The organism is Achromobacter sp. HZ34 (assembly GCF_002209485.1).
GTDB lineage: Bacteria > Pseudomonadota > Gammaproteobacteria > Burkholderiales > Burkholderiaceae_B > Bordetella_C.
Map to the genome: position 1 here is coordinate 294,730 of NZ_NJIX01000009.1, position 19,643 is coordinate 314,372.

Annotated in this window: 31 protein-coding genes and 1 tRNA gene; 13 read left to right on the forward strand and 19 right to left on the reverse strand. The window is 63.1% G+C overall.

Annotated features, from left to right (window positions below; translation table 11 throughout):
• The 5 genes from CEY05_RS28755 to CEY05_RS28775 form a co-directional block, all read right to left on the reverse strand.
• Positions 1–840, reverse strand: a complete 840-nt coding sequence (locus tag CEY05_RS28755; protein WP_255407792.1) for a phage minor head protein — start codon at positions 838–840, stop codon at positions 1–3.
• Entirely contained in the window at positions 731–2,179 is a 1,449-nt protein-coding gene (locus tag CEY05_RS28760) for a DUF1073 domain-containing protein (protein ID WP_088600688.1), read from the reverse strand. Before CEY05_RS28760 ends, CEY05_RS28755 begins: the two co-directional genes overlap by 110 nt.
• A gap of 8 nt (positions 2,180–2,187) precedes the next feature.
• The gene (locus CEY05_RS28765; RefSeq protein ID WP_088600689.1) at positions 2,188–3,597 is read right to left on the reverse strand and encodes a PBSX family phage terminase large subunit; all 1,410 of its coding nucleotides are present in this window, start codon (positions 3,595–3,597) and stop codon (positions 2,188–2,190) included.
• Entirely contained in the window at positions 3,578–4,117 is a 540-nt protein-coding gene (locus tag CEY05_RS28770) for a helix-turn-helix domain-containing protein (protein ID WP_088600690.1), read from the reverse strand. Before CEY05_RS28770 ends, CEY05_RS28765 begins: the two co-directional genes overlap by 20 nt.
• A gap of 12 nt (positions 4,118–4,129) precedes the next feature.
• A tRNA-Met gene (locus CEY05_RS28775) sits at positions 4,130–4,206 on the reverse strand.
• 340 nt (positions 4,207–4,546) lie between these two features.
• Here CEY05_RS28775 and CEY05_RS28780 point away from each other — a divergent pair.
• The gene (locus CEY05_RS28780; RefSeq protein WP_088600691.1) at positions 4,547–4,738 is read left to right on the forward strand and encodes a hypothetical protein; all 192 of its coding nucleotides are present in this window, start codon (positions 4,547–4,549) and stop codon (positions 4,736–4,738) included.
• A 60-nt stretch (positions 4,739–4,798) separates the two neighbouring features.
• Here CEY05_RS28780 and CEY05_RS28785 read toward each other — a convergent pair whose 3' ends face one another.
• The 10 genes from CEY05_RS28785 to CEY05_RS28830 are packed head-to-tail and all read right to left on the reverse strand — an operon-like array spanning position 4,799 to position 9,443.
• Positions 4,799–5,080, reverse strand: a complete 282-nt coding sequence (locus CEY05_RS28785) for a hypothetical protein (RefSeq protein ID WP_198952934.1) — start codon at positions 5,078–5,080, stop codon at positions 4,799–4,801.
• Positions 5,077–5,433, reverse strand: a complete 357-nt coding sequence (locus CEY05_RS28790) for a hypothetical protein (RefSeq protein WP_088600692.1) — start codon at positions 5,431–5,433, stop codon at positions 5,077–5,079. Before CEY05_RS28790 ends, CEY05_RS28785 begins: the two co-directional genes overlap by 4 nt.
• Positions 5,421–5,819 carry a hypothetical protein gene (locus tag CEY05_RS28795; protein WP_088600693.1) on the reverse strand — a complete coding sequence of 133 codons (399 nt, stop codon included), beginning with the start codon at positions 5,817–5,819 and terminating at the stop codon, positions 5,421–5,423. The genes CEY05_RS28790 and CEY05_RS28795 overlap by 13 nt, the downstream gene beginning before the upstream one ends.
• Positions 5,816–6,316: a hypothetical protein gene (locus CEY05_RS28800; RefSeq protein ID WP_088600694.1), complete on the reverse strand. Its 501-nt coding sequence runs from the start codon at positions 6,314–6,316 to the stop codon at positions 5,816–5,818. Before CEY05_RS28800 ends, CEY05_RS28795 begins: the two co-directional genes overlap by 4 nt.
• Complete coding sequence (locus CEY05_RS28805) at positions 6,313–7,008, reverse strand: hypothetical protein (protein WP_088600695.1); 696 nt, start codon at positions 7,006–7,008, stop codon at positions 6,313–6,315. Before CEY05_RS28805 ends, CEY05_RS28800 begins: the two co-directional genes overlap by 4 nt.
• The gene (locus tag CEY05_RS28810; RefSeq protein ID WP_088600696.1) at positions 6,995–7,801 is read right to left on the reverse strand and encodes a YdaU family protein; all 807 of its coding nucleotides are present in this window, start codon (positions 7,799–7,801) and stop codon (positions 6,995–6,997) included. Before CEY05_RS28810 ends, CEY05_RS28805 begins: the two co-directional genes overlap by 14 nt.
• Complete coding sequence (locus CEY05_RS28815; RefSeq protein WP_088600697.1) at positions 7,798–8,157, reverse strand: Ref family recombination enhancement nuclease; 360 nt, start codon at positions 8,155–8,157, stop codon at positions 7,798–7,800. The genes CEY05_RS28810 and CEY05_RS28815 overlap by 4 nt, the downstream gene beginning before the upstream one ends.
• Positions 8,154–8,663, reverse strand: coding sequence for an HNH endonuclease (locus CEY05_RS28820; RefSeq protein ID WP_158219449.1), 510 nt, complete (start codon positions 8,661–8,663; stop codon positions 8,154–8,156). Before CEY05_RS28820 ends, CEY05_RS28815 begins: the two co-directional genes overlap by 4 nt.
• On the reverse strand, positions 8,656–9,177 hold the full coding sequence (locus CEY05_RS28825; RefSeq protein WP_088600699.1) for a DUF1367 family protein: 522 nt from the start codon (positions 9,175–9,177) through the stop codon (positions 8,656–8,658). The genes CEY05_RS28820 and CEY05_RS28825 overlap by 8 nt, the downstream gene beginning before the upstream one ends.
• A 2-nt stretch (positions 9,178–9,179) precedes the next feature.
• Complete coding sequence (locus CEY05_RS28830; protein ID WP_233161763.1) at positions 9,180–9,443, reverse strand: DNA-binding protein; 264 nt, start codon at positions 9,441–9,443, stop codon at positions 9,180–9,182.
• A 131-nt stretch (positions 9,444–9,574) separates the two neighbouring features.
• Here CEY05_RS28830 and CEY05_RS31555 point away from each other — a divergent pair, with 131 nt between their 5' ends.
• Positions 9,575–9,739 (forward strand): hypothetical protein, encoded by a 165-nt coding sequence (locus tag CEY05_RS31555; protein WP_198952935.1) that lies wholly within the window; start codon positions 9,575–9,577, stop codon positions 9,737–9,739.
• A 200-nt stretch (positions 9,740–9,939) separates the two neighbouring features.
• On the opposite strand, the gene CEY05_RS28840 is transcribed toward CEY05_RS31555, so the two are convergent.
• The gene (locus CEY05_RS28840) at positions 9,940–10,158 is read right to left on the reverse strand and encodes a hypothetical protein (RefSeq protein WP_088600702.1); all 219 of its coding nucleotides are present in this window, start codon (positions 10,156–10,158) and stop codon (positions 9,940–9,942) included.
• Between the two features lie 70 nt (positions 10,159–10,228).
• On the opposite strand from CEY05_RS28840, the gene CEY05_RS31895 reads away from it, so the two are divergent.
• Entirely contained in the window at positions 10,229–11,305 is a 1,077-nt protein-coding gene (locus CEY05_RS31895; RefSeq protein WP_233161764.1) for a S24 family peptidase, read from the forward strand.
• Positions 11,306–11,327: 22 nt separating this feature from the next.
• On the opposite strand, the gene CEY05_RS28850 is transcribed toward CEY05_RS31895, so the two are convergent.
• Positions 11,328–12,074, reverse strand: coding sequence for a hypothetical protein (locus CEY05_RS28850; protein ID WP_088600703.1), 747 nt, complete (start codon positions 12,072–12,074; stop codon positions 11,328–11,330).
• A gap of 465 nt (positions 12,075–12,539) precedes the next feature.
• On the opposite strand from CEY05_RS28850, the gene CEY05_RS28855 reads away from it, so the two are divergent.
• The 8 genes from CEY05_RS28855 (at position 12,540) to ssb (ending at position 16,819) form a co-directional block, all read left to right on the forward strand.
• Complete coding sequence (locus CEY05_RS28855) at positions 12,540–12,953, forward strand: HNH endonuclease (RefSeq protein WP_088600704.1); 414 nt, start codon at positions 12,540–12,542, stop codon at positions 12,951–12,953.
• Between the two features lie 129 nt (positions 12,954–13,082).
• Entirely contained in the window at positions 13,083–13,382 is a 300-nt protein-coding gene (locus tag CEY05_RS31145) for a hypothetical protein (RefSeq protein WP_143220683.1), read from the forward strand.
• Positions 13,379–13,657, forward strand: coding sequence for a hypothetical protein (locus CEY05_RS28865; protein ID WP_088600705.1), 279 nt, complete (start codon positions 13,379–13,381; stop codon positions 13,655–13,657). The genes CEY05_RS31145 and CEY05_RS28865 overlap by 4 nt, the downstream gene beginning before the upstream one ends.
• Complete coding sequence (locus CEY05_RS31330) at positions 13,654–13,806, forward strand: hypothetical protein (RefSeq protein ID WP_158219450.1); 153 nt, start codon at positions 13,654–13,656, stop codon at positions 13,804–13,806. The genes CEY05_RS28865 and CEY05_RS31330 overlap by 4 nt, the downstream gene beginning before the upstream one ends.
• A 2-nt stretch (positions 13,807–13,808) precedes the next feature.
• Positions 13,809–14,873, forward strand: coding sequence for a hypothetical protein (locus CEY05_RS28870; protein ID WP_088600706.1), 1,065 nt, complete (start codon positions 13,809–13,811; stop codon positions 14,871–14,873).
• A gap of 7 nt (positions 14,874–14,880) precedes the next feature.
• Positions 14,881–15,642, forward strand: coding sequence for an ERF family protein (locus tag CEY05_RS28875; protein ID WP_088600707.1), 762 nt, complete (start codon positions 14,881–14,883; stop codon positions 15,640–15,642).
• Positions 15,639–16,277, forward strand: a complete 639-nt coding sequence (locus CEY05_RS28880) for a lambda exonuclease family protein (RefSeq protein ID WP_233161765.1) — start codon at positions 15,639–15,641, stop codon at positions 16,275–16,277. Before CEY05_RS28875 ends, CEY05_RS28880 begins: the two co-directional genes overlap by 4 nt.
• A complete protein-coding gene (gene ssb, locus CEY05_RS28885) occupies positions 16,277–16,819 on the forward strand; it encodes a single-stranded DNA-binding protein (protein WP_088600709.1) in 543 nt (180 codons plus the stop codon). Before CEY05_RS28880 ends, ssb begins: the two co-directional genes overlap by 1 nt.
• Before the next feature lie 10 nt (positions 16,820–16,829).
• Here the strand turns inward: ssb and CEY05_RS31150 are convergent, their stop codons facing one another.
• Positions 16,830–17,129, reverse strand: a complete 300-nt coding sequence (locus CEY05_RS31150) for a hypothetical protein (RefSeq protein ID WP_143220685.1) — start codon at positions 17,127–17,129, stop codon at positions 16,830–16,832.
• Positions 17,130–17,180: 51 nt separating this feature from the next.
• Positions 17,181–17,354: a hypothetical protein gene (locus tag CEY05_RS31335; protein WP_158219451.1), complete on the reverse strand. Its 174-nt coding sequence runs from the start codon at positions 17,352–17,354 to the stop codon at positions 17,181–17,183.
• Positions 17,355–17,500: 146 nt separating this feature from the next.
• On the opposite strand from CEY05_RS31335, the gene CEY05_RS28895 reads away from it, so the two are divergent.
• Positions 17,501–19,315, forward strand: coding sequence for a DNA cytosine methyltransferase (locus CEY05_RS28895; protein ID WP_088600711.1), 1,815 nt, complete (start codon positions 17,501–17,503; stop codon positions 19,313–19,315).
• Positions 19,312–19,643, forward strand: a 332-nt coding sequence (locus CEY05_RS31155; protein WP_143220687.1) for a hypothetical protein, incomplete at its 3' end; no start/stop codon positions are given. The genes CEY05_RS28895 and CEY05_RS31155, both read left to right, overlap by 4 nt.

Consider the following 19,643-nt stretch of genomic DNA (forward strand, 5'->3'; position numbering starts at 1 on the left):
TCATTCCTTTGCCAGGATAGGTTCCGCGTAGCAGCGGCAGTTCCAGATTTCGCCCGGGTGGTGCCGCAGCCAGTTGGGCCTCTTGTCCGATCCCTCGTTGACCATGGGCGGATCGTTCCAGGCGAATACCTTGCCGTTCATGTGCTTGTGGCCTGAGCGCACGTCAGAGTCGCCGACGGTGCGCCAGATGTAATGGGTGCTGCCGATCGACAGCGCGCGCGCCTCGGTCAGCTTGGCGGCCGTCCTGGCCACCTCCGTGCGAGCGATCAGCACTGCACGGCTTTCCGTCACCTCGCCAGACCTGGCGATTTCCTTGGCGATCTCGGCCGCGCGGGTGCTGTCCTGCAAGCCTTCGATGGTCAGCTTGTGGACGCGCTCGGCAGCCTCCAGGGGGAGGGACTTGATCAGGTCGACCTGCTCGGCCATCAGCGACTGCATGACGCGGCCGGTGTCGGCGTTCCGGATCTCGTCGCGCAGTGCCTGGGAGATATCCTGGCTGCGCTCCAGAAACGCATCCCGGTCCCGGCGGTTCACCTCGGTCAGCATCCGCAGCGACGCGCCGCGCGCCCATTCCTCCAGGGCCTTGGAGTAGGACTCCAGGATTGCGGTGAGCGGCGGCAGTGCCGAAGGGTTGCCGGCCGGGAAGCCGTCGATGATGTCGCCGATGTTCTTGGCGACCTTCTTCAGCTGGGCGGTGAACTGGACTTCCGCGCGCCTGGCCTTGACCGGGTCACGCCGGGGCGGCGGTTTGCGCGCCTGGCGCTTGTCCCGGGTTCTTGCCGTCATCAGGCCCAGGTACGTCGACTTCGCCGGGGTCGGGCGGATCGTCGTCTGCGGCATCGATGTCTTCCTCGGTGATCGTGGTGAACACGCCCGTCGTGTGGCTGGACTTGCTCAGTTCGGACAGGGCGGTCTTGCGGCCGATGATCCCCTTGTCGTATGCGTCGGCAATGGCGCCTTCGTGGTCCTTGGCGATCGTGGCCTTCTCGGCGTCGGTGATCTGCCAGCAGGGGCGGAACTCGAAGCCGAACTTGTCGTCAGGCGCGCGGCCGAGGGAAGATCGGTGGATCACGTCCAGCAGCACCCTCATGCCGGGCCGCAATTGCTTGTCCTGGCCGTTGGCGACGTTGTCGTAATACGTGCGCAGGTCCGAATCACCAGAGGAGTTCAGGCCGGCCGGCGACTGGCCGAACAGGCGCACCAGCGGGATCTGCAGCGCGCCCGATATCTGCTGGCCGAACTGCAGCAGGACGTTGTCCAGGCCACTGAACGTATAGGCATGGGCCTCAAACTCGTCGTCGGCGTCCATGAGGGTCATGCCCTCGTTGGACTGGAAACGTCGGATGAAGTCGATCTGCTTCATCAGGCCGACTTCTGCCGGGCCGCCCATGCCCAGGATCTGGCGCAGGCCCTTGACTTTGTACGTCCGCAGGTGGGCCTTGTAGACCAACTGCGCCGCGCCTTCGGTCGTGCTGTCAAACGCCAGAAGGCGATCCCACAACCGTTCCAGCACAGACTGGCCCCACAGGTTCTCGGCGATCCGCTGCCAGTAAGGCAGCTTCAGGCCGTCCAGGCGGATCACGCGGCTGTAGTGCACGCGCTTGCCGGCCAGGGCCGGAGCGCTAACCAGGATGTCGTAATACTCGGGCTTACCGAGATCCGCGCCGTATTCCCGCACCAGGTGGGTGAGGGAGGGCTGGACCAGCCACCGATCGAGAGGCAGCAGTCCCTTGAACTGGTCCTTGCCGACGCTGTCGATGTTGAGCGGCGTGCTCACGTCCTGGCCGTCGATCAGCATAACGGCGATGGCGCCCCCATACAGCCGCGCCCATTTGACCGTGTCGCACAGCGCATCCCAGACCTGAAATTCCTCCATGGTGGCCTGGATGCGCTCGGCATCGTCCGGGGCGATGTCGCTCGCCAGCTCGATGCCGGCACGCGTCATATCCTCGGCAACAGCGTCCACGGCCATGCCGCAGACCCAGGACGACCGATAGGCCGCCTCCATCTGGATGCGGTTGCGGCTGACCAGGTCGAACGTGTAGCGACCCTGGGACGCCTGGTTGTTCGTCTGGATGCCGACGCGCGCTTCTATGTTGGCAAACGAGTCGGTAGACTTGGCCGTCGTAGGGGCGGGCTTGGGCTGCACCCGCTGCATTTTTCCGTAACGACGGCTCATGGTGTTCCTTAAGCTGCGAGGCGTGCCCAGTGCTCCAGGGTTCGATCCCGGGGCGCAAAGCACATAACCAGCGCATCCGCGATGTTGGGGGACTTGACCGGGCCGCCTTCCCGTGTGGGCTTGGCCAGGTCTTTCTTGCTTTCCACCTTGACCCGACCGTTCTGGTCGTAGTCGCGCTTCGGCGTCGACAGTTCGTCGATCAGCTTCTCCAGGTACGGGCAATCACTGGTGATGCTGATCATCTTGTCGACGTCGAACTGCTCGCCGCGGTGAACGGCGTTGTAGGTATTGCGGAACCGGTCGGCCAGCTGCCACCAGGCCTGAGCCTTGATGTTGGCGAACATGTCCTTGTTCGTGGTGCCCGGGGTGTACTCCTCATCCGGCTCGAACACCGCGCCGCCGGCATTGAACTTCTCGTACATCACAGGCTGGTTGTCGCTCTCCTGGCGCCGCGCCTCGTTGATCTCGCCGAACTTGGCACCACAGCCAGCTCCGACCCCGATGGAGTCGTAGGTGACGCCAGCGCCGCGCTCGCGGGCGGCCGCGTAGGTCCGGGTGCAGCTCTTGAGGAGTTCGTCCTCGGCTGCCTTCCATTCGTCAGCCCAGGACACAACAGAGCCGTGCGCGTAGACGTTGGCGCACTTGTCCTCGCCACTGTCCGCCACGTCGAAGCCAATCCGCTTGTCGCCGGCCGCCTCGAAGCCAAGCTTCAGGTGCGCATCGATCGCGGCCATGATCCAGGCCCGGCGAATGATCACGCCGTCGTCGCTGTCGCGCGGCACGCCCAGGTAAATATGGGCGTACTCGTCGTAGTCCTCTGCCTTGGCTGCCTCGATAATGTCCCGCATCGTCTGCGACAAGAACGGGTTCTCGTCGTGGTTGATCAGGCGCACCACCGTGTTCGGCGGCGGGTTCAGCACGAAGCGCTTGTAGGCGAAGTCGGTCGCCAGCTTCGGATTGAAGATGATCCAGATCTGCGATCCAGCCTTCCGGATGGTCGGCTCCAGGATCTCCCACTGTTCCTGGGTCAGGTTGTGGGCTTCCTCGATCCAGAGGATGTCCACCCCCTCCAGCGACTTGATTTCATCGATCGACCGCCACAGGCCGTAGAACAGGAATTCCGTCCTGGTCTTGCGGTGGTGGATCTTGTTGTCCAGGATGCGGAACTTCGGCAGCAGGCCGAACCGCTCGATCTGGGTCTTCAGCAGGGTGTAGACCGATTCCTCGATCTTGTTCTGGAACTGCCGCACGCACAGGATGCGCAGCTTGAACCGGTTGGCCAGGAACGTGGCAAAGCCGGCGGCATCCCATGACTTGGACGAAGCGCGGCCGCCGATCAAAACCCGATTGCGCGCTGGCTTCAGCCAGAACTCGCGCAGCGCCGGGTTGAGTGTCGGCTTAGACGGCTGAGTCCCCATAGAAGTGTTCCAACCCCGCCGGGGCCTCGTCGTCGCCGCGGTTCATCCCGTCGACCTGTTCCTTGTTCGCGCGCAGCAGGTTGATGCCTATCTCGCTGGAGGTGTTCGCCATCTTGGTCAGGAGGGCCACGCCCTGGAGAGCCTTGACGCTTTCCTGACTCGTTGGGTCGGTGTCGTCGATCTTCTCGGACTCGACGTGGGCCATGCTGGCCAGGCGATGGGAGGTGGCGGCGCTGTAACGTGCGGCACCAGCTAGATGTTCACTGATCGCCTTGAGGTCATCGGCAAGTGAACGCGCCGCCATCTGTTCAGAAACGTTCAGTTTTGATAGCGCCCTTTCGGTGTCAACTATCTGATTCGCAACGATTTTTATGTTCTCATTGCGTTTCGAAAAGCGTACCGATATGGCCGCTTTGCTGACGCCGAACTCGCGGGCCAGGGCCGCAGCCGCTTCACCCGCCAGGAGACGCTTGCCAATGGTCTCCCACTGGACGTCGGTAAGCTTGGATGGGCGTGCCATGACACTCTCGAATGGTTGCGGTGGCTGGATTCGAACCAGCGATCTCCGGGTTATGAGCCCGACGGGATAGACCACTTCCCTACACCGCATCAATGTTGTGGGGCCCGTTAGGGCGGCGCCGGTCGGGGCCAGCATGTCGGTGCAGTCACCGATCGCCCTGGGCCCTCCCGCGACTACAGCGCTCCGTTGGAGATTTCTGCCGCGGGGCAGGCGCTTGGGGCGCATTCTGGTCGATTACGGCGGCTGCTCCCACTGGTCTGCCGCCTCAAGCCTTCCTGCCACTCAGGGGAGGAGGGACCGCGTAACGGGGAGGCAAGGCGGCAGGCCAGTGGGTTAGAAATATTGCGATTTATCGCTTAATTGCCTTCAGTTGGGCACATACGAACTTTCGAATTAATCTTTCCGGTCCATCAAACAGCGGAGCGAAGCATGGCCCTCAACGAGGCAAGCGCAGCACACAAGGCAGTGGAAATAGTCCAGACCGCACTTCAGAGCAAGAGCATCGATTTTGGAATCATGGCTGCTAAAGAAGTTGAGGTCGCCAGATTTGTCGCGGAGCGTGATGCTGCTTATTTGGACACCCTAGTGAGAAAGCTGAAAGAGACATTGATGACGTTGTAAATAGCGAAGCCCCGGCGCATGTCCGGGGCTTCGTTTCGTATAGGCGTGCAGTGTCAGGCGTTATGTTACGGAATGCGTGACGGATTTGTAGGCCTCATGTGACGGAACCGTCACACGCCATGTGTATGTGCGGCCGTGGCTGCCTTCCTCGGGCTCCTGAATCGTCACGCTGCCGGCATCCCTGAGCGCTTCCATGGCGCGCTGGATGCCTCGCTGCATCCGTGTCTTCTCCGCATCGATCAGGTAACGCCCGCGCGACACATGCCTTACCAGCTCCATCAGCCGGAATTCCCGGCCCGGGTAACAGGCCATCAGGTCAATCACTTCTCCGGCGTATTTCAAGCCAGCCTCCTTTCTACCTGGCCGCGGAAAAGCCCCAGGTACAGCTTGTAATCGGTGTCGGTCAGGACCACACCCGTGGTGTATTCGATCCAGGCGCGGGCCTTGGTCTGGCGCTCGCGCGCGCACAGGTCGCCGAACATCGCATTCTTCTGCGTGTACTCGGCGATGATCACCATGCGCTCGTGCCAGGGCAGCGCGGCGTGCATGGCCTCCACGGCCAGGGCGTGGTCGGTGTTGATCGGGCGGTGATCGTCTTCCCAGGGGACGTACCTCTCCATGTTGCCGACGGTCTCCCCGGACCAGGACCAGCGGGCCCAGTTCCACAGCAGGTCGTCTCCGGTCAGGCGGGCCATTGAGTACTCTCCCGGACTTCAGGGATGCGGCTGCCCATGGATAGGAACGCCGGCTGGCTGTCGGCAGCGCGGGCACCGGCCAGGCGCAACGCCAGCGCCGGGCGGTACGGGCGCATGACGGCGGATGGGCCGAACGTGCGCGCGGCTGCGGCCGGGTATGCGGGCTGATCCTTCGTCGCGGCCACGGCGGCCTGCTTCCGTAAGCGCTGGCGCGTCTCGGCAACAGGCTCGCGCGCCGGCCGCGCCATGCGTTCCATCTCGCGCCGGTGGGCGCTTCTCGCCGCGGCGGCACTCATCGCCAACGCTTTGCCGATCTGGCCGAACGTCTCGCCCGCATTGCGCCGTTCCATTATTTCGGCGTTCCTCTTTCCTTCCCGTTCGCTCATGCTGCCACCTTGTTTCCTGCGCGCCCGGCGCGCGATGTGAGGGCCACGCCCAGCGCAGCCCAGGCGTGGGTGCTGACGCCGTAGAGCGGGCCCGGCTGCTTCTTCGTGCCTACCTGCGGGGTAGCGCCGCCGCCCGTGCGCGCGAACTGATCCAGGATGGCCTGGCGGATGTTCGCGTCCTTGGCCTGGGTGTTGCCACACAGGTGCATCTTCACGTCCTTGCGGAAGACCAGCTCGACGGCGGGCTTGATTGGCGCGGCCTCAATGAAGCGGCCAATCCACAGGCAGGTTTCGAAGACGTCGGCGCCAACAGGCATGCCATAGCTGGCGATCATTTCGATGGCTAGATGCGAGAAACGCCCCACGCGCACCTTGACGATTGCGTGTTCGTTGGCCCAGACGCCCGAGTCCTGCAGCTTGTGGGTGCCGGGCTCGTATTCGCACCAGCCGGTTTGCTCCGGACCCGGGTCCAGCGACAGGATCAAATCCTCTTTCATGCTGCCTCCCCGGCGTTCAGTTCCATTCCCAGTGCGCGCTTCGCCATCGCCACCACGGTGAGCGAGTAGCGCTTGCCGCCCTTGCGGTCGTGCTCGGCCAGTATCTTGTTTGCCCAGGCGGTTCCCTGAGGCTTGGCGGTCAGCACGTCGACGGCACCCATCTTCTTCAGCGCGGCCTCGGCCTCTTCCTTCGTTGCCTGGGTCTGGCCCGGCGCCGGCAGCGCTTCGCGCACAGGCGGGACGTCTGCCCAGTAGCCCTTCGCCAACTCGTCGGAGAACGCGCGCTCCCAGCGGCCCTTGATGGCGCCGTAGGTGCTGCCCAGCAGGTCGTGCGTTCCGGTAGCCACGGCCGCCCAGTAGACGGCCGGGTGAGGCCACAGGCCCATTTCGCCGCGGCGGCGCGCGGCCATGCCGGCCACGGCGTCGTGGTAGGCCACCTCGGCATTCATCCAGGGGCGGCATAGGCGCAGGAACTCGGGCACCGTCGGCGGCCAGTCGCGGCTGAGGCAGGCGACCAGCGCTGTGCGCACCTCGCTTTCGTTCAAGCCAGCCAGTTTCTCGTCCCAGGACTCCCTCAGCTCCCGGGGCGTTAGCCCTTGCCATTGCTGGGCGAACTTCGCGCCGTACATCAAGCGCATTTCGTTAACGACCAGACCGCCGATGGTGGGCGGCTGTGCCTCAGTGACTTGCATCGATAACCCCCATGTCGATTTCTGTGGGCCGGCGGCCTTGCGCCAGTTCCCTGCTCAGTTCTGCATTCCAGTCGGCCATTGCCTGCGCGCGGCTCGGCGGCCCGGCGCGCGCCTGGGCCTTCGGCGGGAACAGCCCCTGGTAGCCGCCGGCAATGCTGTTGCCAATCACGTCGGCAGGCTTGTGGCCCTGGGCCAGGTAGTCGGCAAGCTGCTTCAGCTGGCGCCGTGCGCCTTCCTCCGTCACTGGCTTCTTGCGTGCCTTGCGGTCAGAAACCCAGCTCTGCCAGTCTTCGCGGTCGAGCCAGTTCGGTAGGTCGATCGCCGCGGCGTCGAATCCTTGCCCCCGCTTGCGGGGGGTAGGGGGGTGTTCTTTATCTTGGTTATGGTTCTGGTTCTGGTTAGTTGCACAGTCGTAGTTCGACTGTTCATCAGGTGTTGAACGGCTGTTCAACGGTCGTTGCGTTTTTTGTGCCCTTTTCGCTGCACTGGCCTTGCCGGCGGCCGATTTAGCCTCTCGCTGGACGTGATACTTCTCAATCTCGGCGTCGCAGCGCGCATGGCACCATCCTTCGTCGGATTCTGTGAAAAACTCGTTCAACACCTGTTCAACGGCTGTTCGTTCTTCGTTGGAACGGGCGAGCAGGAGCCGGCACAGCGAATCCAGCTCGGGGGTGAGTGGCCCTTCGGTGTCGTAGTACAGGTCCAGCATGTCCCGATACACCGACCGCTCCAGGCGCGTCAGGTGGCGCGTGGCGCTGTTGAAGTCGCCAATGTGGTGAGGGTAATAATTCATGCGGCCTCCAGCATGCCGACCGCGCGCAGAGCGCCGTCCGGCACTATCAGGCCCTGATCCTGCAGGCGCTCAATGCACCAGATCAGCAGGTCGACCTGCTTGCCGTAGCGCGACTCGAAGCGAGCCTTCCATGGGTGAACCGCGATGCGGCCGGGCGTGCCGGTACCGTCCTGATGGTTGCCGGCGGACAGCGGCAGCACCAGCCAGTGCGCGTCGGGCTTCGTGCGTCCGTCGATATGGTGGATGGAGCAGCGTGTATCCTCGAAGCCATCCATCCTGGATGCAACGCAGCCGATGTTGCTGACCAGCATGTCCCAGAATCGCTTCTGTTCTGCGGTGGGATTGCTGCCTTTCATATGGTGCACCCTTCGTGATATTTGCGCTTGGCCTCCAGATATGCCTGGTGGGCCATAGCAGGGTCAGTGAAGCGACCAAGGTAGGTACGGCCTTTTCCGGGGATTGTTATCTGTGCGGTCCACTTCCCACGATTCCACGTCACCCCCAACAGGCCGGACGTTTTATTTCTGGCGTTCGCGCCATGCAGATTCTGGTTGTTGACTTGCAGCGTGGCTTCTCGCAAGTTTGCGAATCGGTTGTCCAATTTGTCACCATTGAGGTGATCCACAAACAGGCTCGGCCATGCTCTGGTGACGAGCAACCACGCAAGCCTGTGGGCATAGATATGGCGCCCGCGAATGCTGATCACCTGGTAGCCGCCCTTAACGTAACCAGCTCTACAACCCGGCCGGATAGCGCCGTTCCGTGACGCCACCTTCCAGCGGAATTCACCCGTGATGGCGTCGTAATCGAGGACAGACTCCACCTGGGACGCGTCGAGCGTCGGATCTTGGAACTTACTCACCGAATTTCCCCAACACATCTTCGATCATCGCCGCGGCCAGGTGCGCGGGCGCCGCCGGCCACAGCGTCTTGATTGCATAGGGCTGTCGCAGGAATTCGACCGCCTTGGCGTGGAACTCCTCCATGTCGGTCTGCTCCAGGCGCGCGTAGCTGATGGGCTTCGGTACCGGGATGACGCCGCCCTTCGGGCCCGGGTACCAGTTCACGTGGCCGGCGCCAACCTTCAGCCAGTCGCGGAAGGCGTCGAAGTCCTTGAACCGCTCCTGCGCCTCGAACACCTTCGACTCCAGCGCCATGTGCTTGCGGTGGTACCAGCCCAGGCGCTCCTTGTGCGTGCGGATCTCCAGCATCTCGCCGGGCTCAAGCCGGAAGATAGAGTTCCACAGGCGCCGCCATTGCTTGCGCCCCTGATCGCCCAGGCCGTCGACCACCCCGAAGATGGCGCGGCGCGCGGCCTCGCGGTCCGCCTCCGCGATCTCAGCTTGCTGCTGACGGACGAGGGTGATATCTGCCATCCCTACCTCGATCCGCAATCGCCCGCGCCAGCGCGCGCGCAATAACAGTTGGCGCCGATCTTCGCGCCGTAGGCCAGGAAGTCCATGTAGGCAGGCGTCGTGACGACCATGCCCAGCGCTTCAATGGCGGCGTCGACCTTGTCGATCGTCACGCCCATACCGCCGGACAGGAATTTGCTGACCTGGCTGGCGTCCCAACCCAGGCGATCGCGGACGATGCCGCATGTCTTGGGGTTGGTCAGGGCATTCCGAAGCGCCTGTTCCATCGAGGGCTTCTGAACGTGAAATTGCACCGGTGCAGGCGCGTTCATTTGCGTTCAACCTTGTTCAAAAAGATGTGCATGCACATGCACGCGGGGCCGGCCACACTGGCGGCATCGAAAACACGGAGGTCAAGATGAGCGATACGGAAAAGCTGCTGGAACAGGCCCAGGACATGGCGCGACGCGCCTTCGAGGAACCGGGAGAAGAAACGGTGATGCGACTGTTCACCCGCCTGTGCGATGAGGCGGATATGCGGAAGTACGCGGCGCCGGCTGGGGATGGAGAGACGTTGCATTGATGCCTCACTCTCCGCGCCGTGCGTGCGCCGCCAGGGCGTCATCGAGGCCGTGCTCGCTTACCAAGTGGGCCCAGCGGATGGAGATGCCGCAGGCCACGCGTGCCATACAGAGTCGGCCCAGCCGAACCGCAAAGCGGCTCCCATGCGATTGGGCCCAGCGCCAAGCCCACTTCCTGGAGCAAAGCCAGTTGGCGAACAGGTCACGCATGGCTGGCCTCCGCCGAAGTTGGGCGCTTGGAGATTTCCCACGCCTTGAAAACCTTCGGCTTTGCAAGGCGAAGAAAGCTCCGCCATCCCTTGGGGATGCCGTTGGTCCGCCATTGGGAAATGGCTCCCGTCGTCAGGTTGCAAAGCTGTGCGACCTTAACGGTGCCGCCCAGGGCGTCGATCAGTTTGGAATCGTCGGTTTCATGGCTCATGGCTCGCATCTTAGATGACTAAGAATTTAGTTGCAAGCCATCTAAGATGATTTTTGTTTAGCATCCTAAGATGACCTTCCAAGAAAGAATTCAGCTCGCCTTCGCTGAGGAGTCCGCTCGACGTGTAGCGGCCGGCGAGCCTCGCCTTACGAAAACCGAGCTTTGGAAGGCTGCAGGGGCATCTTCAGGTGCGGCCAGCCACTGGTTCAATGGCTCGAACGGCGCGGATCTCGCGACCTGCATGAAGGTCGCCGCGACCTTGCGCGTCGACCCTCATTGGCTGTACGACGAGTCGGCGCCGAAGCAGAGCGCGCTAAGTGTGGCCAATCCCATACTGGCGACGCCTGCTGCGGAATGGCCATTCCCGGACATCCCCGAGAAGGACATCCGCGCGCTGCCGAAGGCGAAACTTGCAGACCTGCAGGAGACGATCAAGGCTGCCATGCGGATGATGGGACTTGGGATAGAGCTGAAGCCAAGCACACCCGCAGCGCCAACCGCGCGCCGAGGTTCGGTAGTGGACATGGACGCGACGGACGATCCGTTCCCCATGCGCATCCCCGGCATGCCTGCGCCATGGAACGGAGGCAAGACCACGCTGCAGATGGAACGCGAGTTGTCCCAGCTGAAGATAAGGCAGGATGCCAACGTGACGTTGGACGAGGACAGCGCCTATTCTGCGAACGACCACGATTTTGTCCGCATTCCCGAGATGGACGTGCGACTGGCCGCCGGAAAGCTTGGCTTCGAGAACTACCACGAGACACAGAAGGGCGAGATCATGTTCCGCCGCTCGTTCCTGGAATCCTTCGGACTGCCTATTCCCCGTATGTCCGTTCTCTATGGCGACGGGCCCAGCATGAAGCCGGTTATAGGCGATGGCAGCCCTATGTTGTTTTTCGAGGACATCATCACCGACCTGCGGCAGATTCGCCCGTACATCGTCTACGCGATCAACCGCGGCGGCGAGATGCTGGTGAAGTGCCTCTCGCGAGAGCGTGGAGGGCAATGGCTGGCCAAGTCCACGAATCGAGAACACAAGCCTTTTCCCATCGCGCTTGAAGACGGGCGGGACGTGCGCATCGTCGGCCAGATCCTCTGGTCGCCCTATGACCTGCGCAATGGTGTGGATCCGAGGTTGTTGTGAGCGCTCAAGCGGGCCGGGGAAATCACTCCCTCCTGGCGCCCGCCATCAACCCCGCCTTTTTCATGTTTTCGGCAGCGGTGGCTGCGAGGTCGGATTGTTCCTGGGTGGTGAGGCTGTGGAATTTCTGCATGGCGGACAAGCATGAATCTTTGTCATGCGAACAATCATCCGCTTTGGGCACCAGCCCCCCAATGGCCACAGCCAGGACGCCTATGATCTTCGTCTCTTGAGTGGCTCCTCTGCCCGCGTAGAAGTCCGAAACATTCCGATTGACTTCCGAGGCGACGATTCGCTTCCAGGTGGAAGCCATCACACATCCCTTGAAGATCGGCACGCCCATGATTACGCCGTCGCCTTTGCAGATTGCATCGACATGGTCAAGGCGGCGCAGCTTGGCCAGTTCCCCTTGCTCGCTCGGGATGAAGTAGGCTCTGACGCCCCATTCTCCGCTATAGGCAAACTCGACGAACGGCTTCCCCATCCCATCCTGAATCGACATTGCCTGTCCCCGGAGCATCGTCACATGCCCCTCATATGCCTGATTTGCTGCGACTTCGTTCCGCATGTACGCGATGGCAACGGTGCGGGGATCAACAATTGCCAGGTCAGTTGTCGCGGATAGCAACGCCTTGCCTCCGCTGATGCTGGTCTGCAAGTCTTGCTCTATGAGTTGTTCAACGATCACTCGAATGTTCGGCGTCGGCTGATAGGCCGATGCCCCTGAGGCATACAGGGCCCCAGCCAAGGCGGTTGCTACGAACTGTCGCATCCCACTCTCCCCAGGGTTTCCAACCCGTATTTGTCGCATTGGGATCATAGCTCCACGCCCGTGGAGCCGCACACAGCCCCTGGGTGCCTCCCGAAGATCCGCCTTTAAATCTTAGATAGCTAAAAATATTCTTGACGCCTTGAATCTTAGTCGCCTAAGATTCGTTCATCGCGTCACCAAGCAGCAAGACGCCCCGCTCTTTAACAACCCGCCAAGCGATGAATAGGCCAATGGCCCCGGAAGGGGCGGCTAGGCCCAGGGCGCAACCCGTCACCCCTGAGAAAAAGACCGACGGCGATCAGGTCGTGCCTGGCTCCGGGAGTGGAGCTGTCGGGCGCGGCCTGGTTGATGGATGCCCGCCACCCTGAGCCCGCGCCGCGGGGAGTAGCAGCGGGGAGGGCGTCCCAGAGTTCATCTGCGACGTCTTTCATTGAGAGGCTTCGCAAATGCACTCAGGAGACTTTTATGAGCGACTGCATTCTGTGGGCGGGGCGCCGCAACCCGAAGGGTTACGGCCTGACCAAGTGGAAGGGCCGTACGTGCGGTGCCCATCGGCTCGCCTATTGCAAGAGCAACGGCATCACGCCGGACGACATCGTGGGGCTGGTGGTTATGCACACCTGTGACACGCCGTCATGCGTAAACCCTTTGCATCTTGCCATCGGCACGTTCGCTGACAACAACCGCGACAAAGCCATGAAGGGCCGTGGCACGCCCGGCGTTCCCAGGAAGCTCACGCATGCGGTAGCTGAAGAGATCCGAGCCCTTTACGTGAAGGGTTCGCCAACGCAGGGGATGAACGCGCTGGCGCGGCGGTATGGACTGGCGCCTCGTTCCATGTGGCTGCTGCTCCAGGGCAAGACCTACCGCGCGCCCTGATTTATCCAATAACAGGAGAGCCGATGCTCCCCGCCCTCCACACCAACCTCCGCTTCTGGCTTATCCCGCTGGCCCTGGCTTTCCTTGTCGGGCTGGTGGCGATCGGCTGGTAATTCCCAAGGAAAAAACATGCCCGAGATCTACATCACGGATACCCAAGCCGCGCTGGCGATGCACAGCCACGGCGGCGAGTTTATGAAGCGCCTGGCCGAATGCTGGATGGCTGGTGACCCGATGAACCGGGCGCGGCTGAAGGAAGCGTTCCGGCCGGAGTTTGACCGGTACCGTGCGCGTGCAGCGATGGACGTCCAGGTGGCGCAGGCCGGCGCCGTGCCCGACATGGAGAAGGCGCACAAGCACTACACGGCGCTGGCGCGCGAGGCGGCGGAGCGCACGGGCGAAGATGTCTTGCCGGAGCATCGGGAATGAAGCCGATCACCATTCACTTCCTCTTCGAGGACGGCGCGAACCCCTTCGCCCTCGGCGCCCAGGTTGACCTGTACTGCTACGTCGACCACATCGACCGCAACCCGCATTCGAAGGTGAAGCTGTTCCCCGAACGCGCCGTCCTGACCGTTGAGGGCGTGGTGGTGCCTAAGGTCTTCACCCAGGCCGAGCTGGACGCCATCCTGGCTGCGCACCTGCAGGGCCAGCGCACGGCGCGCGACGACGAGCGAATCGAGCAATACCGGAGAGCCGCATGAATATGTTCCGCCCGTACCGGCGCTGGGAGCGCTGGAAGCACGTCCTGGCGCCGCTCACCGCCGTCCTTGTGGCTGCTGCAGCCTGCCTCCTGACCGGCGTCGTCGGCCCAAGCCTGGACGCCCATTCCGAAATCCACGCATCCCGATAGCCATGTCCGAAACCAACGACCTGATTGTGCTCCCGCCGAAAGAAACGGCGATGGACGTCTACACCACGCCGAAGGGCCTGGATCCGTACCTGCAGAAGATCATCGCGCGCTGCCAGGAATTTGAACCCACCGTCCAGACGGTGAAGGGCCGCAAGGAAATCGCCAGCATGGCCCACAAGGTGTCCAAGGTGAAGGTCGCCCTGGACAACCTCGGCAAGGAGCTGGTGGCCGACCTGAAGGAGCTGCCGAAGAAGATCGACGCAGAGCGCAAGCGGATGCGCGACAGCCTGGAGGCGTTGCAGGAAGAGGTGAGGGCGCCGCTGACCGCCTGGGAGAACGCCGAAGAGGCGCGCATCCAGCGCCACAAGGACGCGCTGGCCGGCATCGACGCGATCGTTGCTATGGGCGGCGAAGCGTCGGCCGCCATCCAGGCGCAGATCGCCGCGCTGGATGCGATCCTGGTGGACGAGTCCTGGGAGGAGTTCCAGACCGAGGCCGAGCATGTGAAGGCCAAGGCGGTCGGCAAGCTGCAGGAGAAGCTGGCCGCGCGGGTGAAGTACGAAGCCGAGCAGGAAGAACTGGCCCAACTTCGAAAGGCAGCCGCCGAGCGCGAGCAAAAGGACCGCGAAGCGAAGATTGCCAAGGAGGCGGCCGACAAGGCAAAGCGTGCTGCCGAAGCGAAAGCACAGGAAGAACGCGACGCTGCTATCAAGCGGGAGGCAGAAGCCAAAGCAGAGACGCAGCGCAAGGAGTTGGAAGCGCAACTCGCCGTAGAGCGTGCTGAACGCGAGAAGGCCGATGCTATCGCCGCAGCGGAGCGGGCGAAGAACGAAGCCACCGAGAAAGCGCGTCAGGCGGCCGAAGCGGAGCGCAAGCGCATCGCCGACGAGCAAGCGGCGGCGGACGCTGAGACGAAACGCCGCGAAGCCAACCGTGCGCACTGCGGGAAGATCAACCGCGCCGCCATGGAAGCGCTGGTCAAGGGCGGCCTGCCCGAGGACTGCGCGAAGAAAGCCATCGAACTGATCGCCAAGGGAAAGATTCCCGCGGTTGTCATCACGTATTGAGGAAGTTATGACCGCAATTATCGAAGCGCCGGAGCGCGAAGTGACCGCTATCGCCGCCGGCCCGGCTGCCAACTCCCCCATGGGGATGATGATGGCCGCAGTGAAGCAGGGCATACCCCTGGACCAGATCAAGGAAATGATGGCGATCCAGCGCGATTGGGAAGCCGACGAGGCCCGCAAGGCGTTCAACGACTCGCTGGCTGCTTTCAAGGCAGAGGCGGTGGAGGTCCTCAAACGCCGTGAGGTGGACTTCACCAGCCAGAAGGGCCGCACCAACTACAAGCACGCCGAGCTGTCCGACGTGGTTGAGGCCGTCGGCCCCGCGCTGTCGAAGCATGGCTTTGCCTGGAGCTGGAAGATTGACCAGGAAAAGGACACCATTCGCGTCACCTGCATCCTGAAGCACCGCCTGGGCCATAGCGACTCGGTGACGCTGTCTGCTACCGCCGACACCAGCGGCAACAAGAACAGCATCCAGGCGATCGCCTCGACCGTCACGTACCTCCAGCGGCACACGCTCAAGGCGATCACCGGCGTATCCGAGAAGGGCGAGGATAACGACGGCCGCGGCGACGACAAGGCCGGCCAGGTTGCCGAACTTCGGGACTACTGGATCAGCGAGATGGCGATGGCCGACACCTCTGAGCATGCCATCGACGTATGGGAAAAGGGTTGCGTCGAGATCCAGAAGACCAACGACCTTGCCGCCTTCGCCGCATTCAAGAAGGCTTACACCGACAAACGCAACATGCTCAAAGGAGCCGCATGATGGAACTGATCGTACACACTGCCCCGCAAGGCTCCCAGGAATGGCTAGACGCGCGCCGGGGCGTGACCACCGGCAGCCGGTTCCGCGATTGCCGCGATAAGTTGAAGGGCGGCGGCCCTTCGAAGAAATGCACCGGCTACGCGATGGATGTAGCCCGGGACCGCACCGGCGGCCGCTCGCCCGAGGCCTTCGTGAACGCCGCCATGCGGACTGGCACCGAGCAGGAGCCGTTCGCGCGCGCTGCCTACGAGGCCCGAACCAAGAACTTCGTCGAGGAGGCTGGATTCATCACGACCGCTGACCGGCTGTTCGGTGTCAGCGTCGACGGCCTGGTCGGCGACGACGGCATCATCGAAATCAAGACGATGGTGTCCTCGGACACGCTGTTCACCGCGGTGGTAGATGGCGACATCAGCGACTACCGCGACCAGTGCAATGGCGCCATGTGGCTGCTGGGGCGCAAGTGGGTAGACCTGGTGCTGTGGGCGCCGGATCTGGCCGCCATCGGCCGCGAACTGACAATCGTGCGTATCGAGCGTGACGACGACGAGATCGACGAGCTGGTAGCCGATCTGATGGCCTTTGAGCGCCTGGTATCCAAGTACGAAAACCTGCTGCGCAAGGAGGCCGCGTAATGGCCAGCGTCAACAAGGTAATCATCGTCGGCAACCTGGGGCGCGATCCGGAGGTTCGGTACAACCCGGACGGAGGCGCCATCTGCAATGTGTCGATCGCAACCACATCGCAGTGGAAGGACAAGGGCAGCGGCGAAAAGCGGGAGGAGACGGAGTGGCACCGGGTGGTCTTCTATAACCGCCTGGCAGAAATCGCAGGTGAATACCTAAAGAAGGGACGCTCCGTCTACGTCGAGGGCCGCTTGAAGACTCGCAAGTGGCAGGACAAGGACACCAACCAGGACCGCTACAGCACGGAGATTGTGGCCGACCAAATGCAGATGCTGGGCGGCCGAGACGGCGGCGATTCAGGCGGCAGTAGCCACGATGCGCCCGCGTCGCGTCCGCAGCGCCCGGCCCAGCAGCGTCCGGCAGCTGGGGGAGGGTACGCCAGCCGGCGCAGCAATCCCGACCCGCAGCCGGCGAGCAGTGGCGGCCTGGCGGATATCGAGGACGATATTCCATTCGCCCCGATGGGTGGCCGGAAGGCACACTACCTGTAGCCAAGCGCCATCAAAACAGCGGAAGGCCTTCCAGAGGGAGTTGATGTTCCGCTTCGGGTGGGCCAGATTCGATCCCCTCATTGCCACGCGCATCTACCCTGGTCTTAACTACTCTGCCTAGGGTGCCGGATGGATTTCTGACTTGAACGTGGTCTCCGCCATCCAGCGCGGCTATCACGTCATCCACAGGCGCTAGGGCTGGCTGAAGTTCCCAGCCAGCGGGATTCGTCGGGTTCACTTTCCCCCACATCACGTGCGATATTTCATCGCGATCGTCACGACGGATTGCGGTAATCAGGTAGATCGCCATTCAAGTCTCCTTTCGCTGGAGCGCCGATCGTACTGCGCACGCGCCTGCCCGTCACCTGGGTTTGCCCCAATCCTTACCTCGCAACCGCCAGTTGATCCCGCAGGCCTGGCAGCAGTAGAGCCTGTACGGCCCTTTCTCGTCGACCAGTTCGGCGATCAGCGCCAGATCCTGGTGCATCGCCACCTTCTTTTCAGCCATCGCGTCGCAGCCGCTGCACAGATCCATTGTTCCCCCCATTTGGACCGGACGATGGTACTGCGCGGCCGCGCGCCTGTCACCGCATAGGACCCCCACATGAGCCGCGATAGCCGCCGCAAGCACCAGAAGCCGGGACGCGATTTTCCCTTCCCCGGGCAAGAGGACTCTGCAGAATGATCCGCGATCAAATGACCCTGGATGTACACCCCGAGATCATCGTGGACAACTTCGCCGGCGGCGGTGGCGCTTCGACCGGCATCGAGCTGGCCCTGGGCCGCTGCGTGGACGTGGCGATAAACCACGATCCCGAGGCCGTGCTGATGCACGAAATCAACCATCCGCAGACCCGGCATTACTGCGAATCGGTGTGGGACGTGGACCCTCTGGAAGCCACGCAGGGCCGGCCGGTCGGCCTGGCCTGGTTCTCCCCCGACTGCAAGCATTTCAGCAAGGCCAAGGGCGGCAAGCCGCGCGACAAGCGCATTCGTGGCCTGGCGTGGATCGTTCTGCGGTGGGCAGCATTGGTCCGCCCGCGCGTCATCATGCTGGAGAACGTCGAGGAGTTCAAAACCTGGGGGCCGCTGCTGGACGACGGCACGCCGTGCCCGCGGCGGCGCGGCAAGACCTTCCGGTCGTTTGTCCACCAGTTGCAAGAGAAGGGGTACGCCGTCGAAACGCGTGAGCTGCGCGCGTGCGACTACGGCGCGCCGACGATCCGCAAGCGGCTGTTCCTGATCGCCCGCTGTGATGGTCAGCCAATCGTTTGGCCGGCCCCCACCCACGGCGCGCCGGACTCTGCCGCGGTGCGCGCCGGTGATCTCCTTCCCTGGCGCACGGCTGCCGACTGCATCGACTGGTCGATTGCGTGCCCCTCTATCTTCGAGCGCTCCCGGCCGCTAGCCGAGGCGACCATGAAGCGCATAGCGCGCGGCATCCGCCGTTACGTGATCGAGGCCGCCAAGCCTTACATCGTCACCCTGTCACATGGCGAAGGCCAGCCCGGGAAGGCGCAGCGCTGGGGGTCTGGCACGCGCGACATCGACGCGCCATTCCAGACCGTAACTGCCAATAGCACGTATGCCGTCGTCACGCCGTATCTGACCGAGCACGCCAACGGGTCTACCCAACGCAATTTCGACGCCGGCGCGCCGCTTCGCACGCAGTGCGCGGAAGTTAAGGGCGGCCACTTCGCTATGGTGGCACCGACCCTGATCCAGACCGGCTACGGAGAGCGCGCCGGCCAAGCTCCCCGCGCCCCCGGCCTGGATAAGCCTCTGGGCACGGTGGTGGCCGGCGGCGCCAAGCATGCACTGGTGTCTGGCTTCCTGGCAAAGCACTACGGCGGACACTATGACGGCGCGGGCGTATCGCTCGACGGCCCCACCAGCACCGTGACCACAGTCGACCATCATGCCCTGGTGGCCGCGCAGCTTGTTGGATGCGGCGGCCGAGCGGGACAGAGCCGCCCGCGCGACGCGGGCGAGCCATCCCAGACCCTGACCGCGAAGGCGGATACCTGCATCGTTACCTCGCACCTGGCAAAGTTGCGCAACAACCAATTCGGGCAGGCGACCGAAGAGCCCATGCCGACGCTTACCGCCGGCGGCGGCCACGTCGCCGACGTGCGCGCCTTCCTGGTGAAGTATTACGGCGAGGGTGGTCAGGACCAGGACGTCAGGGATCCGATGCACACCATCCCGACGAAGGACCGCATGGGCCTTGTGACGGTGGCCGGCCAGGACTACGTCATCGCCGACATCGGCATGCGCATGCTGGAGCCGCATGAGCTGTACGCCGCCCAGGGCTTCCCATCCACCTATGTGATCGCTCCGACCATCAACGGCCGGCGCCTGCCGAAGCATGCCCAGGTACGCATGTGCGGCAACAGCGTATGCCCACCGCTGGCCGCAGCGCTGGTGCGCGGAAACGTCCCCGATCTGGCCGCCTGGACGCCCCAGGAGGCGAAACAGCAAAGGATTGCAGCATGACCCATCCCCAATCCACTCCGGTATCCCTGCGCTCCAAACTCGCAGCGGCGCTTACAGACTGCCCGCATACCTTAGAGCATGACCGCGTAGAGCTGCGCTCTGCGACCGGCCAACAAGGCGGGAACACGCTTGCCCAAATCCTGAACCGGCTGGAGGCCGCTTTCGCTCTCGCCCACCCCCATCCCACCGGATGGCGCGACCTTGCGACGGCGCCGAAGGATGGCAGCGTTGTCCATGTAGCGTGGTCGCCCGACGATTGGACGATTGGCAGCGCCTTTTACACCGATGGGAAATGGGTTGCGAGCGCCATTTTCTATTGTCTCAACTC